This is a genomic window from Comamonas odontotermitis (genome assembly GCF_020080045.1).
GTDB classification, from domain to species: Bacteria; Pseudomonadota; Gammaproteobacteria; order Burkholderiales; family Burkholderiaceae_C; genus Comamonas; species Comamonas odontotermitis.
The window spans coordinates 1,172,428-1,196,598 of the sequence record NZ_CP083451.1 but is presented as its reverse complement, the minus strand read 5'-3'; the positions used below and the strand labels follow the sequence as shown (position 1 = coordinate 1,196,598).

The window sequence follows — 24,171 nt, the reverse complement described above, 5'->3', positions numbered from 1 at the left end:
AGCCCTTACCTATCTAGCGCCAGGCAAAAATCAAAGCCACCGCTCGCGGTGGCTTCTTTTATGATCCTTTTGTCAGTCAAAGGCCCCCAGGCCGATGGCATGGCGGTCTTAGAACCTGTTCAAAGTCTCTCGAATATGTGAGAAGCTTGGAGGGTGAGAAAAAGCTATCCAAGCGACATCAGTCGCGAACAATTCGAGATCATCAGGCCGTTGCTGGAGAGCGCGCGCAAGAAGACGGCACCGCGCAGAGTGGAGCTGTATGAGGTGTTCTGTGCGGTACTGTACCTGCTCAGGAGCGGCTGCCAGTGGCGCATGCTGCCGGAAGAGTTTCCCAAGTGGCGCACGGTGCACTCGTACTTTGCGATCTGGAGTGAGCCTCGTGAAGGAGGCAGCCTGCTGGAGCAGGCACTCAAAAAATCAGGTTGGCGCGGCCCGAGAGAGACAGGGGCGCAACGCATGCAGCGCGCACTTGATCGTGGACGCGCAGAGCGTGAAGAACACGGACACGGCAGCCCTGAAAGGTTATGACGCGGGCAAGAAGGTATCGGGCATCAAGCGCCACCTTGCAGTGGATACGCAGGGTTTGCCACATGCAGTAGCCGTGACCACGGCTAATGTGACGGATCGCAAAGGAGCGCTGCAAGCACTGCAGCGTTGCAAGAGCGGGCTCAAGCAGGTGCAAAGCCTGCTGTGCGACAGCGACTACGTGGGCAGGCCCTTTGAGCAGAGCGCGCAGGAAATCCTGGGCGAGCACATCAAGGTGCAGATAGCCAAAAGGAGCGAGCTACACACCTTCAAGGTCATGCCCAAGCGCAGGATCGTTGAGCGCAGCTTTGCCTGGCTGGACAAGAACAGGCGATTATGGAAGAACTGCGAGCGGCTGCTCAATACCAGCTTGCAGTTTGTCCATCTGGCCTTCTTGGTTCTGCTGCTCAAAAGACTTTGAACAGGTTCTTAGAACGTGTTTACAGAAGGCTGCGCGATCCCGTATCGTTGTGGCGCATATGGTCTTCCAGTTGCCCCAGATAGGCCGCATTGCTGTTGTCAGACTCCTGTGCGCGGGCAATCAGGTGCGATTCCAGCTCCGCAAGGCGCACCATCAGTGCGGTCTGGCCGTCGGCGTGCTGGCGCGCCAGTACCTGGCGCAGTTCAGTGAATCGCGACGCTTCTGCCCTGTCAGCCAGTTCGCGCTGGGCAGCCATTTCCTTGTTGTGGCGGCGCGCCTCCAGCAATACCGAGCCTTGCATCGACAGCACATAGGCCACGAACAGCACGCACAGCAGCACCGTCAGCCCCAGCATCAGCACACCCAGGGGCGCATGGATGACCGACAGGCCCAGATTGACCTCAGACGGGGTGGAAAGCGTCTCCCAATTGAGCGCCGCCAGACCGCCGATCAGCACGGCAATGATGAGAAGAAGAATGGTTCGCATGACAGAACATCGTTGTTGTGCAATGCACCAACCTTACCACGCAGCGGGCAATCCCGTCATGTCAGCCAATGGAGCGGTTTGCAAGCGGATGTTTGCTATTGTTTTTGCCTATAAAGCGCTTTCTGGCTGGGCGCTGGAAACCAATTTAGCCTGATTTCTCGTTCGCGGACGCAAAAAAAGCCCGGCAAAGCCGGGCTGCTTGGGAGCAGTTGGCGGGGCCTCTTTCAAGAGGAGGCCTTTCGCCACTTCTTGCCTTATAGATTAGTTGTTCTCGGACAACTGATCCAGAATGGCCGGGTTCTCCAGAGTGCTGGTGTCTTGGGTTATGGCTTCACCCTTGGCAATGGAGCGCAGCAGGCGGCGCATGATCTTGCCGCTGCGGGTCTTGGGCAGGTTGTCGCCGAAGCGAATGTCCTTGGGCTTGGCAATGGGGCCGATCTCCTTGGCCACCCAGTCACGCAGTTCCTTGGCAATCTGCTTGGCCTCCTCGCCGGTGGGGCGGGCGCGCTTGAGCACCACGAAGGCGCAGATGGCCTCGCCGGTCATGTCGTCCGGGCGGCCCACCACGGCGGCCTCGGCCACCAGATCGGTTTTGGAGACGAGTGCCGATTCGATCTCCATGGTGCCCATGCGGTGGCCCGACACGTTCAGCACGTCGTCAATACGGCCGGTGATTCGGAAGTAGCCCGTCTTGGCATCGCGCACAGCGCCGTCACCTGCCAAGTAGATGCTGCCACCCATCTCTTCAGGGAAATAGGCCTTTTTGAAGCGCTCGGGATCGTTCCAGATCGTGCGAATCATCGACGGCCAGGGTTTGGAGATGACCAGAATGCCGCCCGTGCCGTTGGGCAGCTCCTTGCCGGTCTCATCCACGATCTTGGCCATGATGCCGGGCAGCGGCAAGGTGCAGCTGCCGGGTACCAGCGGCGTCGCCCCCGGCAGCGGGGTGATGACATGGCCGCCGTTTTCAGTCTGCCAGAAGGTATCGACAATCGGGCAGCGCTCGCCACCCACGTTCTTGTAGTACCACATCCAGGCTTCGGGGTTGATGGGCTCGCCCACCGAGCCGAGGATGCGCAGGCTGCCCAGGTTCCAGTTTCTGGGGTGTACCTTTGTATCCGAATCGGCGGCCTTGATCAGCGAGCGGATCGCCGTGGGCGCTGTATAGAAGATGCTCACGCCATGGCGCTCGATCATCTGCCAGAAACGGCCTGCGTCCGGGTAGGTAGGCACACCCTCGAACACCACCTGGGTAGCGCCTGCGGCAAGCGGGCCGTAGGCGATATAGGTGTGGCCGGTGATCCAGCCGATGTCAGCCGTGCACCAGAAAACGTCAGATGGTTTGAGATCGAACGTCCACTCCATCGTCATCTTCGCCCACAGCACATAGCCGCCCGAAGCATGCTGCACCCCTTTGGGCTTGCCGGTGGAGCCACTGGTGTACAGGATGAAGAGCGGGTGCTCTGCATTCACCGGTACGGGCGCGCAATCGCTGCTCTGGCCGTCCAGCGCCTCGGCAAAGGTCACATCGCGGCCTTCCACCTTGTTCCAGGCCGATGCGGTGCGCTCGAACACCAGCACCTTTTTCACCGATTCGCAGCCGCCCATGGCGAGCGCATCGTCCACAATCGCCTTGAGCGGCAATTCCTTGCCGCCACGCATCTGGTAGTTGGCCGTGACGATGACCACGGCGCCCGCGTCGATCACGCGCTCGTTCACCGCCTTGGCCGAGAAGCCGCCAAACACCACCGAGTGCGTGGCGCCAATGCGGGCACAGGCCTGCATGGCCACAATGCCTTCGACCGTCATCGGCATGTAGATCAGCACCCGGTCGCCCTTTTGCACGCCCTGGGCCTTGAGCGCATTGGCAAACGCACCCACGCGTGCCAGCAGCTCCTTGTAAGTGACCTTGGTGACTGCACCGTCGTCGGCCTCGAAAATGATGGCGGTCTTTTGCTCGACCGGCGTGCCGATGTGCCTGTCCAGGCAGTTGGCGCTGACGTTCAGCTCGCCATCATGGAACCACTTGAAGAACGGCGGGTTGCTCTGGTCCAGCACCTGGGTGAAGGGCTTGGTCCACTGCACATGCTCCTTGGCACGCTTGGCCCAGAAGCCTTCAAAATCCTGCTCGGCCTCCTGGCACAGCGCATGGTACGCATCCATGCTGCCGATACGGGCCGTGGCCGACACCGATGCAGGCGGCGGGAACACGCGGTTTTCTACCAATACGGATTCAATCGTTCCTTGGGAATTTGCGGTCATTGCTTTGTCTCCTTTGTAACCATTGTAGGTATGAAACTCGCCGCTACTGTGGACCCTCGCACTTACAAGCATCTGACAAGCAGTGACTGCGCGGGAGTTTGGCTTTCACTGCAATCGCTGCAGGATTCGTTTATTCGCATTTAGCTCATTTTTTGATAGCTATCAGCGCTTTCCCATATGAGAGAAATGCCCATTCCCTGGTACAGGTGGAATGCACCACCTCTCATGCGCGCGGACGACGTTCTCCCCTGCATTCCCGAGGGCAAGCAGCACATTTCTTGGCCACCGCCTCGTCGCGCTCGCTACAATGCGCGACGCTCTTTTGCTGCATGTCCCAGCGGGCATGGACTGGCAGTACCAGGCCATGAGACTTGCGCCTTGCGCGCCGCCCGCTGCCACAACCATTCATTTCACCGTTCAGGCAGGCGAAGGAAGTTATTCGCAACTTCGAACCACCGCTCCATGTCTCTTCCCGAAAACGCTCCCCTGCGCCCCTTGCCAGCGATCATTTTTGCCAGCCGCTGGTTACAGTTGCCGCTGTACCTGGGCCTCATCGCCGCCCAACTGGTCTATGTCTGGCATTTCCTCGTCGAGTTGCTCCATCTGGTGGAGGCCGTTTTCGGCAACCAGGAGGCGCTGCGCATCCTCGTCACCTCCGTCGGCTATTCGCCCGATGTGCAGATCACCTCGCTCAACGAAACCGTGATCATGCTGGTGGTGCTGGGCCTGATCGATGTGGTGATGATCTCCAACCTGCTCATCATGGTGATCGTGGGCGGCTACGAAACCTTTGTGAGCCGCATGCACCTCAACCGCCATCCCGACCAGCCCGAATGGCTGGGCCATGTGAATGCATCGGTGCTCAAGGTCAAATTAGGCCTGTCCATCATCGGCATCAGCTCTATCCATCTGCTCAAAACCTTCATCAACGCCGCCAACTACAGCGAGAAGGTACTAATGTGGCAGACCATCATCCATGTGGTCTTCCTGCTGTCGGCCCTCGCCATCGCCTGGACGGATCGCATCCTGCACCCCGCAGCAGGCCACACCCATGGAGCGAAAGACGGGCATTGAACGACTACACCACATTGCCCACGCCCCGAAAGCCCCGCCCGCCGGGGCTTTTTTGCGCCCAGAGGCCGGGCACATTGCTGCCGACGCAGCCAATTACGTCAACGCGCTGTCAATTTGCAGCAAAAGACATCTTTGACTGAGCAAGCTAGGCCATCCGCCGGCAACCGCCAAAAATTGCGTTTCGGCAGTTCCACATTTTGATTTTTTTGTAACGAAATTATTCTTTAAATGTTACAAAATTCACAACACCCGGTATCGACCGATCCGACCATATAGCGTCAAAAAGAACTACAAAAAAGATAGCGGTTCTGAAAAACGCACGCACCGCTCCACCACCGAAATGGACCGAAATTACCCCGGATGAAACCATCATCCTTTGATTTCTTTATCTCAAATCCGTATACTAAAACGATGTTTTACAACCTGCAATGCAGGTAATCCGTGCTGAACAACGTCAGCGTGGATCGTCTCCGTCGGGTCTTTGGCGCCATGCCGAAGTCCGTCTAAAGGCCGGAATGCTTCCGGCCCTGATGCCCCGGCGTGGTGGCCTTTGTACAGTGCCCGCCACGCTCGCGTGATTGGAAGTCCTCCTGACCGGACCTCTTCCAATGCGCACGAGAGACCCTGTACCCGGGCTCGACCCTGAAGCAGCGCAACTGGCGCCTTTTGGCTTCTGGCATGCACGCCCGGTACAGGCAGAAATTGTTGGTCACTATGTGTCCCGCCCCTCACCACGAGGGCTTGCCCAGCTGGCGCCGTCTGCGCTGGCGGGCGGAGCTGTCGGCATCAGGGTTTGGCTTTCACGGTCCCGTGCCGGGTCCGCGCGCTGCTGCGCGCGCCCGGCAATGTGCAACTTCATACAAGCCGCTTACGCCTTTTCACAGATCGCAAATCACGGATTTGCTTTTGTTTCACCATCGCCCCCCCGCGCTGAACGGGGCCGTGCGTTGGCGCAATCTGGCGCAAGCAGCTTCTGACAAGGGAGGTGCCTCTATGGCCAAACAAATCCGTATCGAGCATGTGTTCAAGGTGTTCGGTGATTCCCCCAAGCTTGCGCTGGATCTTGTGCGCAAGGGCGCCAGCAAGCAAGAAGTGATGGAGCAGACCGGCCAGTCGATTGGCGTGTTTGATGCCAACTTCACCATCGAAGCCGGCGAGACTTTTGTCGTCATGGGCCTGTCAGGCTCGGGCAAGTCCACGCTGGTGCGCATGCTCAACCGCCTGATCGAGCCCACCAGTGGCGCCATCGTGGTCGACGGCCAGGACATCAACAAACTGGGCGACCGCGAGCTGCGTGCCTTGCGCCGCAAGGACATCAGCATGGTGTTCCAGAGCTTTGCGCTGATGCCGCACCTGACCGTGCTGGACAACACTGCCTTCGGCCTGGAGCTGGCTGGCGTGGGCCGCCAGGAGCGCCTTGCCGCCGCCGAGCAGGCCCTGGAACAGGTAGGCCTGGCTGGCTGGGGCGCGAGCTACCCGGACGAGCTCTCGGGCGGCATGCAGCAGCGCGTGGGCCTGGCCCGGGCACTGGCCTCCGACCCCGCCATCCTGCTGATGGACGAAGCGTTCTCCGCCCTCGACCCCATCATCCGCACCGAGATGCAGTCCGAGCTGATGCGCCTGCAGGAGGTCAAGCGTCGCACCATCGTGTTCATCTCGCACGATCTGGACGAGGCCATGCGCATTGGCGATCGCATCGCCATCATGAAGGACGGCCAGGTGCAGCAGGTGGGCACACCGGACGAGATTCTGCGCAACCCCGCCAACGACTATGTGCGGGCCTTCATTCAGGGCGTGGATGCAGCCGCCGTGTTCAAGGCAGGCGATATTGCACGCCGCGCGATCACCATCGTCAAGGAGAGCGACCAGCGCGGTGCCCGCGCGGCGTTGCAGCTGCTGCAAGACGAAGACCGCGACTTCGCCTACATCGTCTCGCCCCGCAAGCAGTACCTGGGCACGGTGTCCGCCGATTCGCTGCGCGGCGCGCTGCAAGGCCATGTCGGCCCGCTGGGCCTGCAGAACGCCTACCTGGACAAGGTGGAACCGATTGCTGCCGATGCGCTGGTGGCCAATCTGTTCGGCCAGGTGGCGCAAGCCCCCTGTCCGCTGCCCGTCTTGCAAGCCGATGGCCGGTTTGCCGGCGTGATCAGCAAGAACACCTTGCTGCGCTTCCTGGATCGGGACACCCCTCCAGTGCCGCCCACCGACCCTGCCGTGCTTGCCGTGCAGGCAGCCACCGCCACGACCGCTGAAACCCACAACAACGAGAACAGGATTGCCGCATGAGTAAAGCCCCCATCACCATCGCCCAGAACACTGCCAGCGACCCGTGGGCAGACACCATGTCCAGCACCGAAACCGCAGCGTCCTGGACCGGCAACGCCGCCAGCCCGGCCGCCGATGCCGCTGGAGCAGCAGCCTCCACCGCCAACAGTGCCAGCAGTGATCCCTGGGTCGCCGTAGGCGAGGTCTCGGGCAATACCGACTGGCTTGGCGGCCCGGATGCAGTTGCCAATGCCGTCACGGGCGCTGCGCAGGCGGCCGACCCATCGCACGCCGTGCAGGCGGCGCAACAGGTGCAGGACAGCGGCTTTTCGCTACACCAGCTGTGGGACGGCAGCCTGCCGGTGCAGGACTGGATCAACAGCGGCCTGACCTGGGTGGTGGCGCATTTCCGCCCCTTCTTCCAGGCCGTGCGCGTGCCGATTGACGGAACGCTCAATGGCGTGGAACACCTGCTCACCGCCATTCCCATGGTCGCGATGATTGCCATCCTGTCCCTGGTGGCATGGCAGTTTGCCGGCGGCGCCCTGGCCATTGGGGCCATCGTGTCGCTGCTGATCGTCGGCATGCTGGGTATCTGGCATGAGGCCATGGTCACGCTGTCGCTGGTCCTGACCTCGCTCGCCTTCTGCATCATCATTGGCCTGCCGCTGGGCATTCTGCTGGCAAGCAGCGACCGTGCGCAGAAGTTCTTCCGCCCCGTGCTGGACGCCATGCAGACCACCCCCGCCTTCGTCTACCTGGTGCCCGTGGTGATGCTGTTTGGCATTGGCAACGTGCCTGGCGTGGTGGTCACCATCGTATTTGCGCTGCCGCCGCTCGTCCGCTTGACCAACCTCGGCATCCGCCAGGTGCGGCCCGATCTGATCGAGGCCAGCCGCGCCTATGGCGCCTCGCCAATGCAGCTGCTGTGGAAGGTACAACTGCCGCTCGCCATGCCATCGATCATGGCCGGTATCAACCAGGCGCTGATGCTGTCGCTGTCGATGGTGGTGATCGCCTCGATGATTGCAGTAGGGGGCCTGGGCCAGATGGTGCTGCGCGGCATTGGCCGCCTGGACATGGGCCTGGCCACCGTGGGCGGCCTGGGCATCGTGCTGCTGGCCATCCTGCTCGACCGCATCACCCAGGCCATGGGCCAGCCCCGACGTGGCGTGCGCCACTGGTGGCAGACGGGCCCCGTCGGCCTGGTGGCACGCAGCCTGCGCAAGACGGAAGCGGTTGCACCAGTTGCACCTGCAAACGCAACACAGGGCACGCACCAGCCCCAGCCAGCGGCTGCGCACTGAGCACACATTCCACTCATTCATAAAAACCACCGCCTGCGCTTTTCTATAAAGCGCAGGCAGCTATTAAAAAGGAGCATCATGTTTCAACATTCTCCCCTCACAACGGCGTTGCGCAACACCCGCACCATCCTCACCAGCAGCCTGCTTGCCATGGGCCTGGCCGCAGGCACCGGTGCTCAGGCACAGGAATTGCCAGGCAAAGGCGTTCAGGTGCAGCCGCTGCAAAGCTCGATTGCCGAAGAAACATTTCAGACCCTGCTGGTAAGCAAGGCGCTCCAGAAGCTGGGCTACAACGTGCTGCCGATCCGCGAAGTGGAGTACGCCACCGCCCACGTGGCTATTGCCAACGGCGATGCCACCTTCATGGCCGACCACTGGGATCCGCTGCATGCCGAGTTCTACAAGAACGCAGGGGGCGCCGCCAAGCTCTACCGAGAAGGCGAGTACTCCACCAGCGCCGTGCAGGGCTACCTGATCGACAAGAAAACCGCCGATGCCCACAACATCACCAATATCGAACAGCTCAAGGATCCCAAGATTGCGGCGCTGTTCGACACCAATGGCGATGGCAAGGCCGATCTGACCGGCTGCACGCCCGGCTGGGGCTGTGAAGGCGCCATCGAGCACCAACTCTCAGCCTACAAGCTGCGCGACACCGTCACCCATGTACAGGGGGCCTACGCGGCGCTGATGGCCGACACCATCACGCGTTACAAATCGGGCAAGCCCATCCTCTACTACACTTGGACGCCCTACTGGGTGAGCGCCGAGCTGCGCCCAGGCCGCGACGTGGTCTGGCTGCAGGTACCCTTTACCGCGCTGCCGGGTGATCAGGCGCAAACCAAGACGGCACTGCCCAATGGCAAGAACTACGGCTTTCCGCTGAACACGCAGAAGATCGTTGCCAACAAACGCTTTACCGACGCCAACCCCGCGGCGGCCAAGCTGTTTTCCCTCATGAAGCTGCCCGTGGCCGACATCAACGCGCAGAACCTGGCGATGAAGGACGGCCAGAACAAGCCTGCCGATATCGAGCGCCATGCCGATGGCTGGATCAAGGCCCACCAGCAGCTCTTTGACGGCTGGATCGAACAGGCCAAGGCAGCAGCCACCTCCAAATAATTCTTCGCTTCCGAGCGGCACCGTGTGTGCCGCTTTTTCATGCCCACCGGGCCCAGGCCACTGGGTTCGAATGGCCTGCATCAGCTCGCCAAGGGCAACATTCATCCAAGGAGAACCATGAACCAACACAACACCCGCCGCACCGCCCTGACAGGCATCGTCGCTGCCTTGCTGCTGAGCACGACTGCCCATGCCCAGGCACAGAATCTACCGGGCAAGGGCGTGGATGCCCTCCCGCTTCTGGGCACCGTCGATGAAGAAATGTTCCAGACCCTGATCGTTTCGCGCGCACTCGAAAAGCTGGGTTACAGCGTCAAGGCTCCCAAGGGTCTTGAAAACGGCACCGAACACGTGGTGGTGGCCCAGGGCGATGCCACCTTCATGGCCAACCATTGGATTCCGCTGCACCAGAGCTTTTACGACCGCAACGGCGGCGCCAAGGTGTTCTACCGCGAAGGCGTGTTCTCCACCAATGCGGCGCAGGGCTATCTGATCGACAAGGCCACAGCTGACAAATACAAGATCACCGACATCATGCAGCTCAAGGATCCCCAAATCGCCAAGCTGTTTGACACCGATGGCGACGGCAAGGCAGACCTGACCGGCTGCAATCCCGGCTGGGGTTGCGAGCTGGCCATCAACAAACACCTCAAGGGCCTGGGCCTGGAAGGCAGCGTCACCCACAGGCAGGGCAACTACGCCGCCCTGATTGCCGACACCATTGCGCGCTACCAGTCCGGCAAACCGGTGCTCTACTATGTGTGGACGCCCTACTGGGTCAACGGGGTGCTCCAGCCGGGCAAGGACGTGGTGTGGCTGCAGGTGCCCAACATCCCTGGCGCCCAGGGCGATGACGACACCCGCCTGCCCAACGGCAAGAACTATGGCTTCAAGGTGAACAATCAGTACATTCTGGCCAACAAGAAATGGGCCGATGCCAACCCGGCAGCAGCCAAGCTGTTTGCCATCATGCAAGTGCCCATTGAAGACATCACCGCCCAGAATCTGCTGATGCGCAATGGCGAGAACAAGACCGCCGACATCGACCGCCATGTGGACAGCTGGATCAAGAAGAACCAGGCCAGGTTTGATGGCTGGGTGAAGGAGGCGGCTGCAGCCGGTAAATAATCTACTCGCCTGGAAAAAAGCCCTCTGCAAGTTTGCAGGGGGCTTTTTACCACGCTAATGGCTATCGCCAACCAGACGCGTCAAGGTCACCAAACCTTCTGAATCGATGTGGGCACTTGCCGAAGTCGTGGTCTGCATCAGCCAACGCTTACGACGGTCTACCAGGGCCACAGCACGGATGGAAAAATCAGGCACATCTCCCATGGTCAATATCCCGTCATTTCCAAAGCGCCTATTGGGTGTTCCGTCTGCCAACCACTGCGCCCAAAGATTCGGGCGGTCATAGTTGCTATTGGAAGAACGCTGTCCTGGGGCCAGTCCGGCCATCGCCCCGGAACCATCCACGATACGAACCCCAATTCTTGCCATTTGGTCTGCACTCAGTCCTTGCAGATCGGCAATCCCTCGTGTGCCATAGCTATCCACCAGATTTCCATCTGCCTGGTACTTCAATGCTTTCAGCCCATAGCCGCCTGCATTGCTTGTTCCCAATACCACCATCAATGCCCCGTCATCCGTCAGCTTTGCATCGTGAACAGACACATTGGCACCCAACGCCGTCTTTATCGGATTGGGCGCACTCACGCTCGGCAAGCCCGACTCGCTGATTTTTTCGGTACAAAGCCCCATATCGGCAGACGGCTGGGAATAGTTAGCGCTGACAGCTGAAACAACCCATACATTGCCTTGCCTGTCCGCAACCACACGGCCTTGGTTGGTCTTGCAACGCGAATACACCACACCATTGGTGCCAAACTGGCTGTCCACAGATCCATCTGCCAAATAGCGCATCAGGCTCCAGCTATATATCTGCCCCACCGCATTGGTATTGGATTGCAAAACGAGGTATTTTCCATTCTCCAGAGCCAATCGCTGTCCCGTTACCTGGTTAGCGAGCACACGAATCGCTTCAGGTAACTGTGCTGCATTCAAGCCATCACCAGCGGGGCCTGCATCCAGTTCCCCAGAGCTTTTCAATTTCACCCATACCGTTTTCGAATCTTCGCGCACCCCATCAACAGTACACATCAGCCGAAGACTGCCTGCATATTCATAGTTACATGGCCGAGACGCATTAATGGATACATAGATTTCACCATCCTCCATCACCTTCAGATATGGTGATATATCTGCGCCCCGAACAGAAATGTCGACGGTTCCGCCACTTCCAAAACTGGAATCCAGCTGCCCATTCTCAAGATACCGATTCACAAACACCGCACTCTTGGGCCGTACCCCAAAGGGGTACTGCTCTACCACTGACGGCCCCAGTTTGCGATACCCCGCGGCAATCAACTTGCCATCGGGCTGTTCGGCAATGGCGCTCAATGCTCCGTTAAAAGATCCCAAAGCAATACGGACATTGCCGCCCTCTCCAAAAGCGGTATCCGCAACCAGTGGATTGGGATTGCCTTGATTGGCACTGTCAGAACCACCTCCGCCGCACGCGGTCGCCAGCAACGCAGCCCCGACTACAGCACCCAGTCGAAATGGCAAAATAGAACGTAGCGCCATACAAACTCCTTTATTTATTGCATAGATAGGCTTATGCCATATCTAGCTAGCTGCATGCAATCACCCTGGTCACGCTAGCTCGGGCTTTTTTCGCTTTGTCACAAAATCCATGCCTCACCCCTGCCTTACCTGTGGCGCCTGCTGCGCCAGTTTTCGTGTCGATTTTTCGGTCTATGAATCGGAGATCCATGGCGGGCGAGTACCGGCGAGCCTGGCGGACGAGATCAATGATTCCATCTGCCGCATGCGCGGTACCGACTACGCACGGCCACGCTGTGCAGCACTGACGGGCACGGTGGGCGAAAAGGCCGCTTGCGGCATCTACGAATGGCGACCCTCGCCCTGCCGCGAATTTGCAGCAGGCAGCGAGGCCTGCAACCGGGTGCGCCAAAGGCACGGTCTGCCTGCACTGGAAAGCGGTCTGTACTAGACCGCTTTTTTATCGCTGTTGCTCCTGTGAAGGTTCTACGCCGGAGCGATATGCACCACCGGGGCCGATGCTGTTTCGATGGAAATGCGCAGCGGCAAGAACTGCTGGATCACTTCCATGTTGCTGCGCAGATGCTCCGTCACCTCGCTGCAACTGAAAGCCGCGCGCTTTCCGCTTTGCCATACCGCCAGCGCCAGCAGCAGCACCAGCTGGTCAGCCAGGTGTGCGCCCACCGCCGCCTCGGGCTTCTTCTGGTAATCGCGCATCTGCTGGCACAGATTGCGCGCTACCGCTTCCGACGACACGCCATGCGCGCCCAGACAGCTGAACAGCTCCGTCACGTGTGTGTAATGCAGGGTAGCCAGCAGAATATTGCCAGGGCCTTCATGCTGGCGGGCGGGCAACTGCTGCATGGCGCTGCGATCCCAGCCCGTCAGCCTCGCCAACTCATCCAACTCCCGCGCGGCAACCGCCTTGGGCACTGCAGCGCACACGGCCTCTGCCACCACATGCTGCAGATCGCCCCGCGCCAGCAGATCAAATGGCTGCAGCGTACCAACTGCAGGCACGATGCGCACCTGCACCTCACCGCCGCCGGCAGGATAGAAGCCAAAGCGGCGCAGCTCCATATCGACCCGCGCGCCCAACCGCGCCACCAGCGGCGCAAAAGCGCGCTCTACAAAGTGGTAGTTCGGCGCCATCGGGTTGTGCGTACCACCCGACAAGCGCACTTCGCTCTCGCCCTTTGCCAGCAGCAGCGCAGGCAATACCGTCTGCAGCACCAGCATGGAGCTGCCCGCACCCGAAATCGGAAACTGGTACTGGCCCGCCCGGAGCGCGCGCGGCGCAAAGTGCAGTTCGGTAGCGCCCACCGCCACGGGCGATACCTGGGCATCACTGATCGCCTGCGCGGCATGCACGCAGGCCAGGTGCTGGCGCATCAGGCCAGGCTTGGGGCGCTTTGCGCGGATGTTGCGCACCGCCAGCGGCCTTTGCGTGATCACGGACAGCGCCAGCGCTGTGCGCAGAATCTGGCCACCGCCTTCGCCTTGCGAGCCGTCAATTTCGACTTGCGGCTCAATCCGCGACACGTCCCGGCCTACCGCCTTCCATTCTGTACTTGTTGTTGACATCGTTCTTGTTCTTTTCTCTTGGTGCCTGCTTGGGGCCAAATTGCCCAGCAGGCAGGTCTCTCTGAAATTGCAAGGCTCCATTCCAGAGCCCTGCATAGCCAGGCGCGTTGCAATACACCTCGCACATCAACTGCGGTCATGACAGCGGCGGTCAAAATGCAATACCGTATCGTGCAGCAATGCATCCAGATCGGCATGTCCTGCCATTGGCACAGGCTGCACGGGCTCCGCCGCATTGCGCGCCAGCTCGGTCTCGATGAAGGCATGAATTCCGGGCCAACGTGGGCTGGTGGCTGCTTCGCCCGCTCGCATCTTGACTTCCAGCAATGCGTTGATTTCAGCAATCAGCGTTGCGTCGCGGGTGGCATCCAGGGTGTGCTGGGCCAGTTCCGCAAAGCGCATGGGCGGCACACCTGGCCGGGCACGAATCCAGCGCGCAGCCAACAAGGGACGCAGCACGTACAAGTACTTCTTGTAGCGCACCTCATCCGCTTGCAGATGTTCGCGAAAGTTCTTCTTGGCCATGCTGGCATAGTGATGCCAGCCTTTGGCGTTGGAAAACACGCGCTGCGCCAACCTGCGGAAGCGGTCCATGACATCTGCCTCCTCCCGATAGACGATGGGCGAGCCCAGCCACTCCAGTAGCGTGGGGTTGGATTCGCGCAGCAACGCAAGCGCCTTGCGCAAATCCCAGCCGTTCACATCCAGCTCACCGCTGATCGGCAGCTCGATAACGTCTCGGCCCGGTGCCACCGTCAAGTACCAGGGCAGCCGGTGAACGTAGATGAATCGCACGTCGTAGTCGCTGTCAGGCGAGGCAAAACCCCAGCCACGGCTGCCGGATTCGCAGGCAAACAATACGGTCACCTTGTGTTCCGCTTCTATACGGCGCAAGCTCTCCAATACCTCAATGCGCATGGACGCCTCCACGGGGTGCGCAGAATGCAGCAGTTCTCTTTCTTCGCACATCAAACAACCTCCAGCGTTTATTCCTAAAACGCACACAGCCACCAAATATATAGATATAGCGAGATCAAATTTACAGAAGAGGTTCAGACGAGACGCATCCCACGGCTGAGCGGCAGCCAGCGCTGAAGCTGCCGCCTTTCATCCCAAAAGCGGCAGCACGACCCTGGCCCTCACCCCTTCACACACACCACCTGTTTGAGCGTGTACACCACTTCCACCAGGTCGTTCTGTGCAGCCATCACCGCGTCGATATCCTTGTAGGCCATCGGGATCTCGTCGATCACGTCGGCGTCCTTTCGGCATTCCACGCCTTCGGTGGCTCGCACCTGGTCTTCCACGGTGAACAACTTCTTGGCCTTGTTACGGCTCATGGTGCGGCCCGCACCATGGCTGCAGCTGTTGAAGCTTTCGGGGTTCCCCTTTCCACGCACGATGAAGCTCTTGGCGCCCATGCTTCCGGGAATGATGCCCAGCTCACCGGCCCGCGCACTCACCGCGCCCTTGCGGGTTACAAACACCTCTTCGCCAAAGTGCGTTTCGCGTTGCACGTAGTTGTGGTGGCAGTTCACCGCTTCCAAGTGCGTTTCGAACGGCTTGGTGATCACCTTCTTGAGCGCGTTGATCACGCGGATCATCATCACCTCGCGGTTGGCGCGCGCAAACTTCTGCGCCCAACCGACCGCCTTCACATAGTCACCAAAGTAAGCGGCGCCTTCTTCGAAGTACGCCAGATCCTGGTCAGGCAGGTTGCGCTGGTGCAGCTCGGCATCCTTTTTCGCCAACTCGATGAAGTGGGTGCCGATGGCGTTACCCACCCCGCGCGAACCCGAATGCAGCATGATCCACACCGACTGGTTTTCATCCAGGCACACTTCAATGAAGTGGTTGCCGGTACCCAGCGTTCCCAGATGCTTGTAGTTGTTGGTGTTCTTGATGCGCGGGTGCGCCTCGCAGATTTCCTCGAACTCCTTGACGAGAACCGTCCAGGCGGCATCGGTTTCCTCAGGCGGCGTCTCCCAGCTCCCCTTGTCGCGGCCGTAGCGCTTGGGCGTCATGCCCACGGGCACGGCACGCTCGATGGCAGCGCGAATGGGTGCCAGGTTGTCCGGCAGGTCGCTCGCGGTCAGCGTGGTCTTGCAGGCCATCATTCCGCATCCCAGGTCCACACCGACGGCCGCCGGAATGATGGCCTTGATGGTGGGTACCACCGAACCAATGGTGGCGCCGATACCCAGGTGCACATCGGGCATCACCGCCACGTGCTTGAACACGACGGGCAGACGCGAGATGTTGGCCAGCTGGTTTTGGGCCTCTGGCTCCACGGGCACGCCGTTGGTCCACATCTTGATCGGCACGCCGTTGGGCACTTGCATTTGTTGGTAGGTCATGGTGTTTCCTTTTTCTTGTTTGTCTGGTTCATTGCGGGCCCTGGCCCGGCGGGAAAGCAAGGACCCTGCCTTGCTTTCCCCGACTCACGCCACACAGCGCTTGCCATTCTTATTGCCAGAAGCATGCCAGCTTTTGAATTTATGCCTTTGAAAGTCATAACAAAATGATTTTTAAAGAAATTCATTTTTCAAGCCATCTTGACACCGTTTTTTCAACCATAGAAATTTATCTATTTAGATAGCTACTTTAGAATTATTTATCATCATTAGCACCCCATCCCAACATGAAATCCATCACCGTCATCGGCTTTCTGGGTACCCAGCTGGACAGCGGGCGCGGCGCTGGCCGCTGGAGCAAGTGGCGCCCGTCGGTCGCGATCACACAGCATGAAGACATGGTGGTGGCGCGAATGGAGTTGCTGTATACGCGATCGCACATCGACCTGGCACGGCTGGTGCAGGCTGATATCGCGGCTGTGAGCCCCGAGACCGAGGTGCATCTGGTGGAGCTGCCCATTCATGATCCCTGGGATTTTCAGCAGGTATATGGCGCCCTTTATGACTGGGCTCAAAGCTATCAATTTGATAGCGATTCCGCGCAATACTGGCTCAACATCACCACCGGTACGCATGTGGCGCAGATCTGCCTGTTCCTGCTGGCCGAATCACGCGCCATGCCGGGCGTCATCCTGCAGGCCTCGCCCCCCAAGCGCCAGGTGGATGGCGCTGCGGGCAACTACACGCTCATCGATCTGGATCTGTCGCGCTACGACGCCATTGCCACGCGCCACGCACGGGCCAGCGAAGACGGCGTGGCCTTTCTCAAAAGCCATATCGCCACACGCAACCAGCGTTTCAACCGGCTGATCGAAGAGATCGAACAGGTGGCGGGCCGCTCGCAGGCACCCATGCTGCTGGTGGGACCCACCGGCGCGGGCAAGTCGTTCCTTGCGCGGCGCATGTATGAACTGAAGAAGGCGCGCCACCAGGTGAGCGGCGCCTTTGTGGAAGTGAACTGCGCCACCTTGCGCGGCGACAGCGCCGCCAGCACGCTGTTTGGCCACAAAAAGGGCGCCTTCACCGGCGCCGCTACCGAGCGTGCCGGCCTGCTGCGCACCGCCGACCATGGCGTTCTCTTTCTCGACGAAATCGGCGAGCTGGGCGCGGACGAGCAAGCCATGCTGCTGATGGCGATTGAGGAAAAGCGCTTCTACCCCATGGGGTCGGACCGCGAGGTGAACAGTGACTTTCAGCTGATTGCCGGCACCAATCGCGATCTGCGGCTGGAGGTGAGCGCTGGCCGGTTTCGCGAAGACCTGTTTGCCCGCATCAACCTGTGGACCTACAACCTGCCCGGCCTGGCCCAGCGCGCTGAAGACATCGAACCCAATATCGACCATCTGCTGGCCCTGCACGCGCAGCAGACCCACCGCACCGAGCGCTTCAACGCCGAGGCACGCAAGCGCTATCTGCAGTTTGCGCAAAGCCCGGCGGCCTTGTGGAGCGGCAACTTCCGCGACCTGCACGCCAGCGTGACACGCCTGGCCACCTTGTCTCACAGTGGCCGTATCACCGAGGATCAGGTTGAGGCCGAGATTGGCCGGTTGCAGTGGTTGTGGCAGCGGCCCGATGCACTGCAGCCATCGAATGATGACCCTGCAGAGGTGGCGCTGGAGGATGTATTGCCCGCCGATGCGATTGCTGCGATGGATCTGTTTGACCGGATGCAGCTGGCGTCTGTCGTACGTGTTTGCCGCGGTGCCAGCAGCTTGTCGGATGCTGGGCGCCAACTTTTTCAAGCCTCGCGGGCGCAGCGGAGCGTGGTGAATGATGCGGATCGGTTGCGCAAGTATTTGCAGAAGTTTGGGCTCAGTTGGGATGTGATTGTGGGGGTGCGCTAAGGCTTTGGGATTTGGGCTTTGGAACTTGTAGCCTGCTTTTAAGCTATGGCTGAGTTGCATGTTGCTGGCCGGGTTTCGCCCCGGCGGGCGAGGCACTTTTCTTGTCGGCCAAGAAAAGTACCCAAAAGAAGGCCGCCCTGCTGCCTGCGTCCCTGCGGCTTCGCCTTCGGGCAACCTGGGTCGCAGCATTTGCGGGGTGTGCCGCATAACTCACTGCGCGCTCCGCGCTTCGTTCATACAGATGCGGCAAGTCAGATCACGAAGCGCTGGCACTCTGCGGTGCCAGCGCCACCCTGCAAACACCACGCCACAGGCGCATGCAAAAGGGGGCAACCCGACAGCCAAACATCCACGCGGGCCATCGCTGCGCTCGGCTCTCACCCCTTCTGCCTGCGCCGAGGAGCACAGGGCGCATTTCTTTGGGTACTTTCTTGCTGCGAGACAAGAAAGTGCCTCACCCGCCGGGGCGAGTCCCGGCCAACAGCTACTTGCAAAATTAAAAGCAGTCCAAGCAGCAAACAGCCAACATGGATTTCCCACAAAACCTAAAATCGCCGCTTTCCCTTCCATGCGCCAGCAGCTACCAATGCCGCTCCGGCCCCTCACTCAGGCCCATTCCCGTGTCCCCTTTTGAATCCATTGCTCGCCGCGAGCGCGGGCTTTTACAGCAGCTCACCGCCGCCCAAATGACCATGATCGCCATTGGCGGTGCCATCGGTACGGGGCTTTTCATGGGCAGCGCTTTCGCCATCGGCTTTGCCGGGCCGAGCGTTCTCATCAGCTATGCGATTGGCGCGCTCATCGGCCTGCTGTTGATGGGGTGCCTGGCCGAGATGACCGTGGCGCACCCCACGAGCGGCTCCTTTGGTGCCTATGCCGAGCACTACATCAGCCCCATGGCTGGCTTTGTGGTGCGCTATGCCTACTGGGCCGCCGTGGTGCTGGCCGTGGGCATGGAGGTAACCGCGGTCGGCAAGTACATGAAGTACTGGTTTCCCGATGTGGAGCAGTGGGTGTGGGTGGCGCTGTTCTCGGTCGTCCTGGCGGCGGTCAATGCCACCAGCGTCAAGGCGTTCGGGCAGATGGAATATGTGTTCTCGATGGTCAAGGTGGTGGCCATCGTGGCCTTCATCCTGATCGGCGCCTACGTGGTGTTCGGTTCGCGCCCGGCAGGTGTCGGGTTTTCCAACTACACGGCCGATGGCGGCTTCTTTCCCAACGGTTGGTGGGGCACCTGGGTGGGGGTGATCGTGGCCATCTTCAGCTACCTCAGCCTGGAATCGATTGCCATTGCCGCAGGCGAGGCCCAGAACCCGCGCCAGGCAGTGACCTCCGCCTTCAAGACCACGGTGCTGCGCCTGGTGCTGTTCTACCTGCTGTCGCTGGCGCTGATGCTGGCCATCGTGCCGTGGAGCCATGCCAGCACCGACAAGAGTCCCTTCGTCAAGGTGATGGAGATCGTCGGCATCCCGGGCGCACCCAGCGTGCTCAATTTTGTGGTGCTGGTGGCCAGCCTGTCGGCGATGAATGCGCAGCTCTACGTCACCTCGCGCATGATGTTCAGCCTCTCGCGCGGCGGCTATGCGCCAGCGGCCCTTGGCCGCGTCAACAGCCGTGGCGTGCCGATGGGTGCAATTGCCGTCTCCTGCCTGGGCATGGCGGTAGCCATGGTGCTCAATGTGCTCAAGCCCGAGGAATCGCTCACGCTGATGATGTCGATCTCGATGTTCGGCGCCATGTTTGCGTGGTTCATGGTGTTCGTCACGCACCTGTTCTTCCGCTCGCGCTGGCAGCGCGAGCACCCGGGCGAGCGTCTGCAGTTTCGCATGTGGGGCTTTCCGGTGTTGACGCTGCTCGGCGCCGTATTGATGCTGGCCGTCATCGTCACCACCTATTTCACCGATGTGTTTCACATGACGGCAGTGATCGGCGTGCCCATGCTGCTGGTGCTGGCTGCCGTCTACCAGATCTGGTACCGCCAGCGCTGATACATTGCATACCTATGCCAAACACACCCACCACCGCTCTGCAGCTATGGGACATCTCGCCGCCTGTCTATGTGGGCATGCCGGTTTTCCCTGGTGATACGCCCTACCAGCAGGAATGGGTGGCCACCATCGGGCCGGGTTGCCCGGTCAATGTGGCAAGCATCACCAGCACGCCCCACGCGGGCGCGCATGCCGATGCGCCCTTGCACTACGCCCCTGATGGCGCCACCATCGGCCATGTGGATCTGGCGCCTTACCTGGGCCGCTGCCGGGTGATCCACGCGATGGATTGCGGCGCGCTGATCGAGTGGTGCCATCTGGAGCACGCCATCAGTGACGACCTGCCCGAGCGCGTGCTGGTGCGCACCTACCAGCAGATGCCGCAAACCCGCTGGGATGCTGCACTCACCGGATACGCAGCCGATACCGTCGAACGCCTGGCTGCTCGCGGAGTGCGCCTGATCGGCATCGACACGGCCAGCATCGATCCGGCGGACAGCAAGGCGCTGCCCAGCCACCAGACCATTCGCCGCCACGACATGCGCGTGCTCGAAAACCTGGTGCTCGATGCCGTGCCCGAGGGCGACTATGAACTGATTGCGCTGCCGCTCAAACTGGTGCAGGCCGATGCCTCACCGGTGCGCGCCGTGCTGCGCGCCCTGCCCGGCGCCTACAATCATCGAAATTCCTGAACTACAAATTCAATAGCTGTTGGCGCTTGATAGACGTGCGCCAACAGCCTATTTTCCTCTAAGAGACACTGCCATGACCACCTTGGAAGCCTGCCGCGAAGTCGATCTGCAAGAGCCGCTCGCGCCACTGCGCGATCTGTTCGACCTGCCAGATGGCGTGATCTATCTCGACGGCAACTCGCTGGGCCCCCTGCCCAGGGCCGCAGCGGCCCATGTAGCCGATGTGGTGCAACGCGAGTGGGGCCAGGGCCTGATCCGCAGTTGGAACGACGCTGGCTGGATCGACCTGCCCCAGCGCCTGGGCGACCAGTTTGCGCCATGGATTGGCGCCCGCCCGGGCGAAGTGGTGTTCACCGATACCACCTCGGTCAACCTGTACAAGGTGCTAAGTGCCGCCATCCGCCTGTCTCAGCAGGAATTCTCCGACCCGGTACCCCGCACCAAGGTCGTGAGCGAGCGCAGCAACTTCCCCACCGATCTGTACATTGCCGAATCACTGTGCAAGCAGCACAACCTGGAGCTGGTGCTGATCGAGCCCGAAGAGCTGCCCGCCTGCCTGACGGGTGACGTGGCCGTGCTGCTGCTCAGCCACGTCAACTACCGCACCGGCCACATGCACGACATGGCCCAGGTAACGCGCGACGCCCATGCCCAGGGCATTCTGACAATCTGGGACCTGTGCCATGCCGCAGGCGCAGTACCCGTAGACCTGAACGGCGCCAATGCCGACTACGCAGTGGGTTGCAGCTACAAATACCTCAACGGCGGCCCGGGAGCGCCGGCCTTTGTCTGGGTCAATGCGCGCCACACCGACAAGTTCTGGCAGCCGCTGTCAGGCTGGTTCGGCCATGCGGAGCAATTTGCCTTCACCAGCGATTACCAGCCTGCGGCGGGCATTCGCCGCTACATGTGCGGCACCCAGCCCATGATTGCCCTGAGCGCCCTGCAGTGTGGGCTGGATGTGTACACCGAAGCCGAACAGTATGGCGGCATGACGGCGCTGCGCCGCAAGTCGGTGGCGCTGACCGACCTGTTCATCGAGCTGGTAGAGACCCGTTGCGCCGGCCACGGCCTGGGCTTGGCCACGCCGCGCGACATCTTTGCGCGCGGCTCGCAGGTATGTCTGACGCGCGATGAAGGCGCTGGTGTCGACGGCCAGGGCAGCGGCGCCTACGCCATCATGCAGGCGCTGATCGCCCGTGGCGTGATTGGCGATTTCCGCAAGGGCGATAACGGCAAGGGCCCGCACAAGGACATTCTGCGCTTTGGCTTCACGCCGCTGTACACCCGCTTTGAAGACGTGTGGAACGCGGTGGAACACCTGCGCCAGGTGCTGGAATCGGGCGAATGGAAGCGTCCGGAATTCAACCGCATCAACGCGGTCACCTGATCTCCGCCCGCCTGACATTGCATGTCTGAACGCATCGCCATCCTCGACTTCGAAACCACGGGCATGAGCCCGGCCCATGGGGCGCGTGCCGCCGAGGTGGGCATCGTGATGGTGGAGGATGGCCGCATTGTCGATCGCTACCAGAGCCTGATGAACGCAGGCCAGCGCATGCCCAGCTTCATCACGCAGCTGACCGGCATCACCACCGCCATGCTGCAGGCGGCGGCACCGGCCGAAGAGGTCATGCGCGAGGCGGCTGCCTTTGTCGGCAGCGCGCCGCTGGTGGCGCACAACGCATCGTTCGACAGCAAGTTCTGGCGCGACGAGCTGGAGCGCGCTGGCTGCCCAGCCTCACAAGAGTTCGGTACCGGCCTGTTTGCATGCACGGTATTGCTGTCGCGCCGCCTCTACCCCGAGGCCCCCAGCCACTCGCTGGGCAAAATCGTGCGCCACCTGCAATTACCGCCTGCCGACAAGGCCCACCGCGCCTTGGCCGATGCCGAAATGACTGCGCATTTGCTGCTGCGCATGCAGGCCGACCTGCGCAATCGCTGGCATATTCCAGACCCTAGCCACGCGTTGCTGAATGAATTGCAGGCCTGCCAGCGCAAGCACCTGGGCCGCTGGCTCAGCAATACATCCGCCCGCCAGACCCAGCCGCAGCTGCCAGAGCTTGCCAGCATGACCCCGGTCAAGGCAACGCCATACTGAGCACCACGTTCAGCATCGCCATCAGCAGCACCGCAGCCATGGTGATCAACAGCACGGTGGATTGCACCCATGAGCGCTGCGCCTGTACCTCGCCAGGCGCCCCTACCGGCACCAGCTGGCAAGCCATTTCCACTTTGCCGGGCGATGCCATCAGCAGCAGTGCCGCGCTGACATTGTGAACCGCCATGAACGGCAGCACCCCTACGCCCAGGGCCTGGGCAATCTCGGCCTGCGTGGCAGCGAACATGGCATTGGCCCCGGTGTTGGAGCCTGTCACAAAGCCGCCCAGGGCGCCCACAAACGGGGCGGCAAACACATAGGCGCTGCCGCCCTGCGCCAGAGCGTGCGCGAGCTGCGCCGCCATGCCCGATACCGCCATCACCACCCCCAGCACAATGAAAAGACCGGTCACGGGCGCCACCTGGCGCCACGATTGCCACACCCGCTGCAGGCTGCTGCCAGCGGGCAGGCCCTTGGCAAACCAGGCCGCTGCCACAAACAGCCAGACCGCAGGCGATGCCAGCAGATGCCACACACCCGTCCACTGCATTGCGCGCACCGCCACCCCTGCCACCAGCACACCGAGCAGCAGCAGGCCATAGGCTGCCAGCGCGCGCCAACCCAGGGCATTCAATGGCGCAGGGGCAGCCGTCGCAGAACCCTTCACGCCCCGCCTGCCAAGCCATAGCCACAAGACGGTCAACACCAATGCGCCCAATGCCCCGGCGGCCGAAGTGCCGGCCAGCATATTGGCGAGGCCAATGGCCGCAGCCAGCAGCAGGCCGGACAGCGCCCCCTGCAGCATCGCAGTGCCACGCTGGCCGCTATCGCTGGCCAGCCATGCCGCAGCCACGCCCACCACCACCATGGGAATCACGCTGACCCACGCGGATGCCACGCCCAGTGCGTCAAACGAAAGCTCCGACATCGTGGCCGCAATCAGCGTGCCCGGGCCCATGGACCCCCATGGCACAGCGCACAGGCCGAGCAGACCGATCACCGCCACCTTGCGCGCAGGCAATCCGCTGTGCGCCAGCAGCGGAATCCCGATGGTGATGCCGATGCCAAAGCCCGTGAGCGATTCAGCAAAAGGGGTGACCCCGTGCACCACCAGCAGCACGGCGCCAACGCCTTTGCCGGTACGCCCCATCACCCATTGCGCCAGGGCTTTCTGCGCCCCCGCAGCACGCAGCACCTCCGAGAGCAGCAGGCCGCCGCCAACGATCAGCAGCACCTCCACCAGCACGGGCAGCCAACCCGTCGCAGCTTGCAGCGCCGCCTGCGCGGTCAAGGGAAAAGCCAGCATGCAGCCAGCCAATGCCAGCACCACGCCCAGCAGCGCCGCATACAGCGAACGCAGCCCCAGCAACAGTCCCGCGATGACAGCGAGGACCGGCAAAGCACTCAATAGCAGGTACATTGGTAGTGACCTTGTAAAAATTGCATATAGGTAAATAATATTT

General features: G+C 61.1%; 20 protein-coding genes. 13 read left to right on the top strand and 7 right to left on the bottom strand.

All coding sequences use genetic code 11. From position 1 onward, the window contains the following. Positions 1 to 153: 153 nt before the first annotated feature. A protein-coding gene (locus tag LAD35_RS05530; protein ID WP_224151163.1) for an IS5 family transposase occupies positions 154 to 946 on the top strand; the annotation gives its coding sequence in 2 pieces (ribosomal slippage) (positions 154 to 413 and positions 412 to 946; 795 coding nt in all). 19 nt (positions 947 to 965) lie between these two features. Here the strand turns inward: LAD35_RS05530 and LAD35_RS05525 are convergent. Beyond that, the gene (locus tag LAD35_RS05525; protein ID WP_224151702.1) at positions 966 to 1,433 is read right to left on the bottom strand and encodes a LapA family protein; all 468 of its coding nucleotides are present in this window, start codon (positions 1,431 to 1,433) and stop codon (positions 966 to 968) included. On the opposite strand from LAD35_RS05525, the gene LAD35_RS05520 reads away from it, so the two are divergent. Beyond that, positions 1,432 to 1,587 (top strand): hypothetical protein, encoded by a 156-nt coding sequence (locus LAD35_RS05520; RefSeq protein WP_224151701.1) that lies wholly within the window; start codon positions 1,432 to 1,434, stop codon positions 1,585 to 1,587. The two genes, LAD35_RS05525 and LAD35_RS05520, sit on opposite strands and share 2 nt — an antisense overlap. A 107-nt stretch (positions 1,588 to 1,694) precedes the next feature. Here the strand turns inward: LAD35_RS05520 and acs are convergent, their stop codons facing one another. Beyond that, entirely contained in the window at positions 1,695 to 3,695 is a 2,001-nt protein-coding gene (gene acs, locus LAD35_RS05515) for an acetate--CoA ligase (protein WP_224151700.1), read from the bottom strand. A gap of 462 nt (positions 3,696 to 4,157) precedes the next feature. Here acs and LAD35_RS05510 point away from each other — a divergent pair, with 462 nt between their 5' ends. The 5 genes from LAD35_RS05510 to proX (LAD35_RS05490) all read left to right on the top strand — a co-directional run bounded on the left by LAD35_RS05510 (position 4,158) and on the right by proX (LAD35_RS05490) (position 10,591). Beyond that, positions 4,158 to 4,769 carry a TIGR00645 family protein gene (locus LAD35_RS05510; RefSeq protein ID WP_224151699.1) on the top strand — a complete coding sequence of 204 codons (612 nt, stop codon included), beginning with the start codon at positions 4,158 to 4,160 and terminating at the stop codon, positions 4,767 to 4,769. Positions 4,770 to 5,762: 993 nt separating this feature from the next. Then, the gene (proV, locus tag LAD35_RS05505; protein ID WP_224151698.1) at positions 5,763 to 7,055 is read left to right on the top strand and encodes a glycine betaine/L-proline ABC transporter ATP-binding protein ProV; all 1,293 of its coding nucleotides are present in this window, start codon (positions 5,763 to 5,765) and stop codon (positions 7,053 to 7,055) included. After that, positions 7,052 to 8,341 carry a glycine betaine/L-proline ABC transporter permease ProW gene (proW, locus tag LAD35_RS05500; RefSeq protein WP_224151696.1) on the top strand — a complete coding sequence of 430 codons (1,290 nt, stop codon included), beginning with the start codon at positions 7,052 to 7,054 and terminating at the stop codon, positions 8,339 to 8,341. Before proV ends, proW begins: the two co-directional genes overlap by 4 nt. Before the next feature lie 150 nt (positions 8,342 to 8,491). Then, positions 8,492 to 9,463 carry a glycine betaine/L-proline ABC transporter substrate-binding protein ProX gene (proX, locus tag LAD35_RS05495; protein ID WP_224152597.1) on the top strand — a complete coding sequence of 324 codons (972 nt, stop codon included), beginning with the start codon at positions 8,492 to 8,494 and terminating at the stop codon, positions 9,461 to 9,463. A 117-nt stretch (positions 9,464 to 9,580) separates the two neighbouring features. Then, on the top strand, positions 9,581 to 10,591 hold the full coding sequence (gene proX, locus LAD35_RS05490) for a glycine betaine/L-proline ABC transporter substrate-binding protein ProX (RefSeq protein WP_224151694.1): 1,011 nt from the start codon (positions 9,581 to 9,583) through the stop codon (positions 10,589 to 10,591). A 54-nt stretch (positions 10,592 to 10,645) separates the two neighbouring features. On the opposite strand, the gene LAD35_RS05485 is transcribed toward proX (LAD35_RS05490), so the two are convergent. Further along, the gene (locus LAD35_RS05485; RefSeq protein WP_224151693.1) at positions 10,646 to 12,106 is read right to left on the bottom strand and encodes a hypothetical protein; all 1,461 of its coding nucleotides are present in this window, start codon (positions 12,104 to 12,106) and stop codon (positions 10,646 to 10,648) included. Positions 12,107 to 12,215: 109 nt separating this feature from the next. On the opposite strand from LAD35_RS05485, the gene LAD35_RS05480 reads away from it, so the two are divergent. Continuing rightward, positions 12,216 to 12,536: a YkgJ family cysteine cluster protein gene (locus tag LAD35_RS05480; RefSeq protein WP_224151692.1), complete on the top strand. Its 321-nt coding sequence runs from the start codon at positions 12,216 to 12,218 to the stop codon at positions 12,534 to 12,536. Positions 12,537 to 12,571: 35 nt separating this feature from the next. Here the strand turns inward: LAD35_RS05480 and rtcA are convergent, their stop codons facing one another. The 3 genes from rtcA to LAD35_RS05465 form a co-directional block, all read right to left on the bottom strand. Continuing rightward, positions 12,572 to 13,669: an RNA 3'-terminal phosphate cyclase gene (rtcA, locus tag LAD35_RS05475; protein ID WP_224151690.1), complete on the bottom strand. Its 1,098-nt coding sequence runs from the start codon at positions 13,667 to 13,669 to the stop codon at positions 12,572 to 12,574. A 126-nt stretch (positions 13,670 to 13,795) separates the two neighbouring features. Beyond that, positions 13,796 to 14,638 (bottom strand): nucleotidyltransferase domain-containing protein, encoded by an 843-nt coding sequence (locus LAD35_RS05470; protein ID WP_224151689.1) that lies wholly within the window; start codon positions 14,636 to 14,638, stop codon positions 13,796 to 13,798. A gap of 170 nt (positions 14,639 to 14,808) precedes the next feature. Further along, on the bottom strand, positions 14,809 to 16,026 hold the full coding sequence (locus LAD35_RS05465; protein ID WP_224151687.1) for an RtcB family protein: 1,218 nt from the start codon (positions 16,024 to 16,026) through the stop codon (positions 14,809 to 14,811). A gap of 284 nt (positions 16,027 to 16,310) precedes the next feature. Here LAD35_RS05465 and rtcR point away from each other — a divergent pair, with 284 nt between their 5' ends. The 5 genes from rtcR (at position 16,311) to LAD35_RS05440 (ending at position 22,708) form a co-directional block, all read left to right on the top strand. Then, on the top strand, positions 16,311 to 17,927 hold the full coding sequence (gene rtcR / locus LAD35_RS05460) for an RNA repair transcriptional activator RtcR (RefSeq protein ID WP_224151685.1): 1,617 nt from the start codon (positions 16,311 to 16,313) through the stop codon (positions 17,925 to 17,927). Positions 17,928 to 18,547: 620 nt separating this feature from the next. Continuing rightward, a complete protein-coding gene (locus tag LAD35_RS05455; RefSeq protein ID WP_224151683.1) occupies positions 18,548 to 19,915 on the top strand; it encodes an amino acid permease in 1,368 nt (455 codons plus the stop codon). 14 nt (positions 19,916 to 19,929) lie between these two features. Continuing rightward, a complete protein-coding gene (gene kynB / locus LAD35_RS05450; RefSeq protein ID WP_224151682.1) occupies positions 19,930 to 20,607 on the top strand; it encodes an arylformamidase in 678 nt (225 codons plus the stop codon). Between the two features lie 73 nt (positions 20,608 to 20,680). Further along, positions 20,681 to 21,997, top strand: a complete 1,317-nt coding sequence (gene kynU, locus LAD35_RS05445; RefSeq protein WP_224151681.1) for a kynureninase — start codon at positions 20,681 to 20,683, stop codon at positions 21,995 to 21,997. 21 nt (positions 21,998 to 22,018) lie between these two features. After that, entirely contained in the window at positions 22,019 to 22,708 is a 690-nt protein-coding gene (locus tag LAD35_RS05440; protein WP_224151680.1) for a 3'-5' exonuclease, read from the top strand. On the opposite strand, the gene LAD35_RS05435 is transcribed toward LAD35_RS05440, so the two are convergent. Further along, positions 22,689 to 24,128 (bottom strand): L-lactate permease, encoded by a 1,440-nt coding sequence (locus LAD35_RS05435; protein ID WP_224151678.1) that lies wholly within the window; start codon positions 24,126 to 24,128, stop codon positions 22,689 to 22,691. The two genes, LAD35_RS05440 and LAD35_RS05435, sit on opposite strands and share 20 nt — an antisense overlap. Between the last annotated feature and the right edge of the window lie 43 nt (positions 24,129 to 24,171).

Coding starts and splice junctions, on each gene's coding strand:
- LAD35_RS05520 (WP_224151701.1), top strand. CDS start 1,432: ATGACAGAACATCGTTGTTGTGCAATGCACCAACCTTACCACGCAGCG.
- LAD35_RS05525 (WP_224151702.1), bottom strand. CDS start 1,433: ATGCGAACCATTCTTCTTCTCATCATTGCCGTGCTGATCGGCGGTCTG.
- acs (WP_224151700.1), bottom strand. CDS start 3,695: ATGACCGCAAATTCCCAAGGAACGATTGAATCCGTATTGGTAGAAAAC.
- LAD35_RS05510 (WP_224151699.1), top strand. CDS start 4,158: ATGTCTCTTCCCGAAAACGCTCCCCTGCGCCCCTTGCCAGCGATCATT.
- proV (WP_224151698.1), top strand. CDS start 5,763: ATGGCCAAACAAATCCGTATCGAGCATGTGTTCAAGGTGTTCGGTGAT.
- proW (WP_224151696.1), top strand. CDS start 7,052: ATGAGTAAAGCCCCCATCACCATCGCCCAGAACACTGCCAGCGACCCG.
- proX (WP_224152597.1), top strand. CDS start 8,492: ATGGGCCTGGCCGCAGGCACCGGTGCTCAGGCACAGGAATTGCCAGGC.
- proX (WP_224151694.1), top strand. CDS start 9,581: ATGAACCAACACAACACCCGCCGCACCGCCCTGACAGGCATCGTCGCT.
- LAD35_RS05485 (WP_224151693.1), bottom strand. CDS start 12,106: ATGGCGCTACGTTCTATTTTGCCATTTCGACTGGGTGCTGTAGTCGGG.
- LAD35_RS05480 (WP_224151692.1), top strand. CDS start 12,216: ATGCCTCACCCCTGCCTTACCTGTGGCGCCTGCTGCGCCAGTTTTCGT.
- rtcA (WP_224151690.1), bottom strand. CDS start 13,669: ATGTCAACAACAAGTACAGAATGGAAGGCGGTAGGCCGGGACGTGTCG.
- LAD35_RS05470 (WP_224151689.1), bottom strand. CDS start 14,638: ATGTGCGAAGAAAGAGAACTGCTGCATTCTGCGCACCCCGTGGAGGCG.
- LAD35_RS05465 (WP_224151687.1), bottom strand. CDS start 16,026: ATGACCTACCAACAAATGCAAGTGCCCAACGGCGTGCCGATCAAGATG.
- rtcR (WP_224151685.1), top strand. CDS start 16,311: ATGAAATCCATCACCGTCATCGGCTTTCTGGGTACCCAGCTGGACAGC.
- kynB (WP_224151682.1), top strand. CDS start 19,930: ATGCCAAACACACCCACCACCGCTCTGCAGCTATGGGACATCTCGCCG.
- kynU (WP_224151681.1), top strand. CDS start 20,681: ATGACCACCTTGGAAGCCTGCCGCGAAGTCGATCTGCAAGAGCCGCTC.
- LAD35_RS05440 (WP_224151680.1), top strand. CDS start 22,019: ATGTCTGAACGCATCGCCATCCTCGACTTCGAAACCACGGGCATGAGC.
- LAD35_RS05435 (WP_224151678.1), bottom strand. CDS start 24,128: ATGTACCTGCTATTGAGTGCTTTGCCGGTCCTCGCTGTCATCGCGGGA.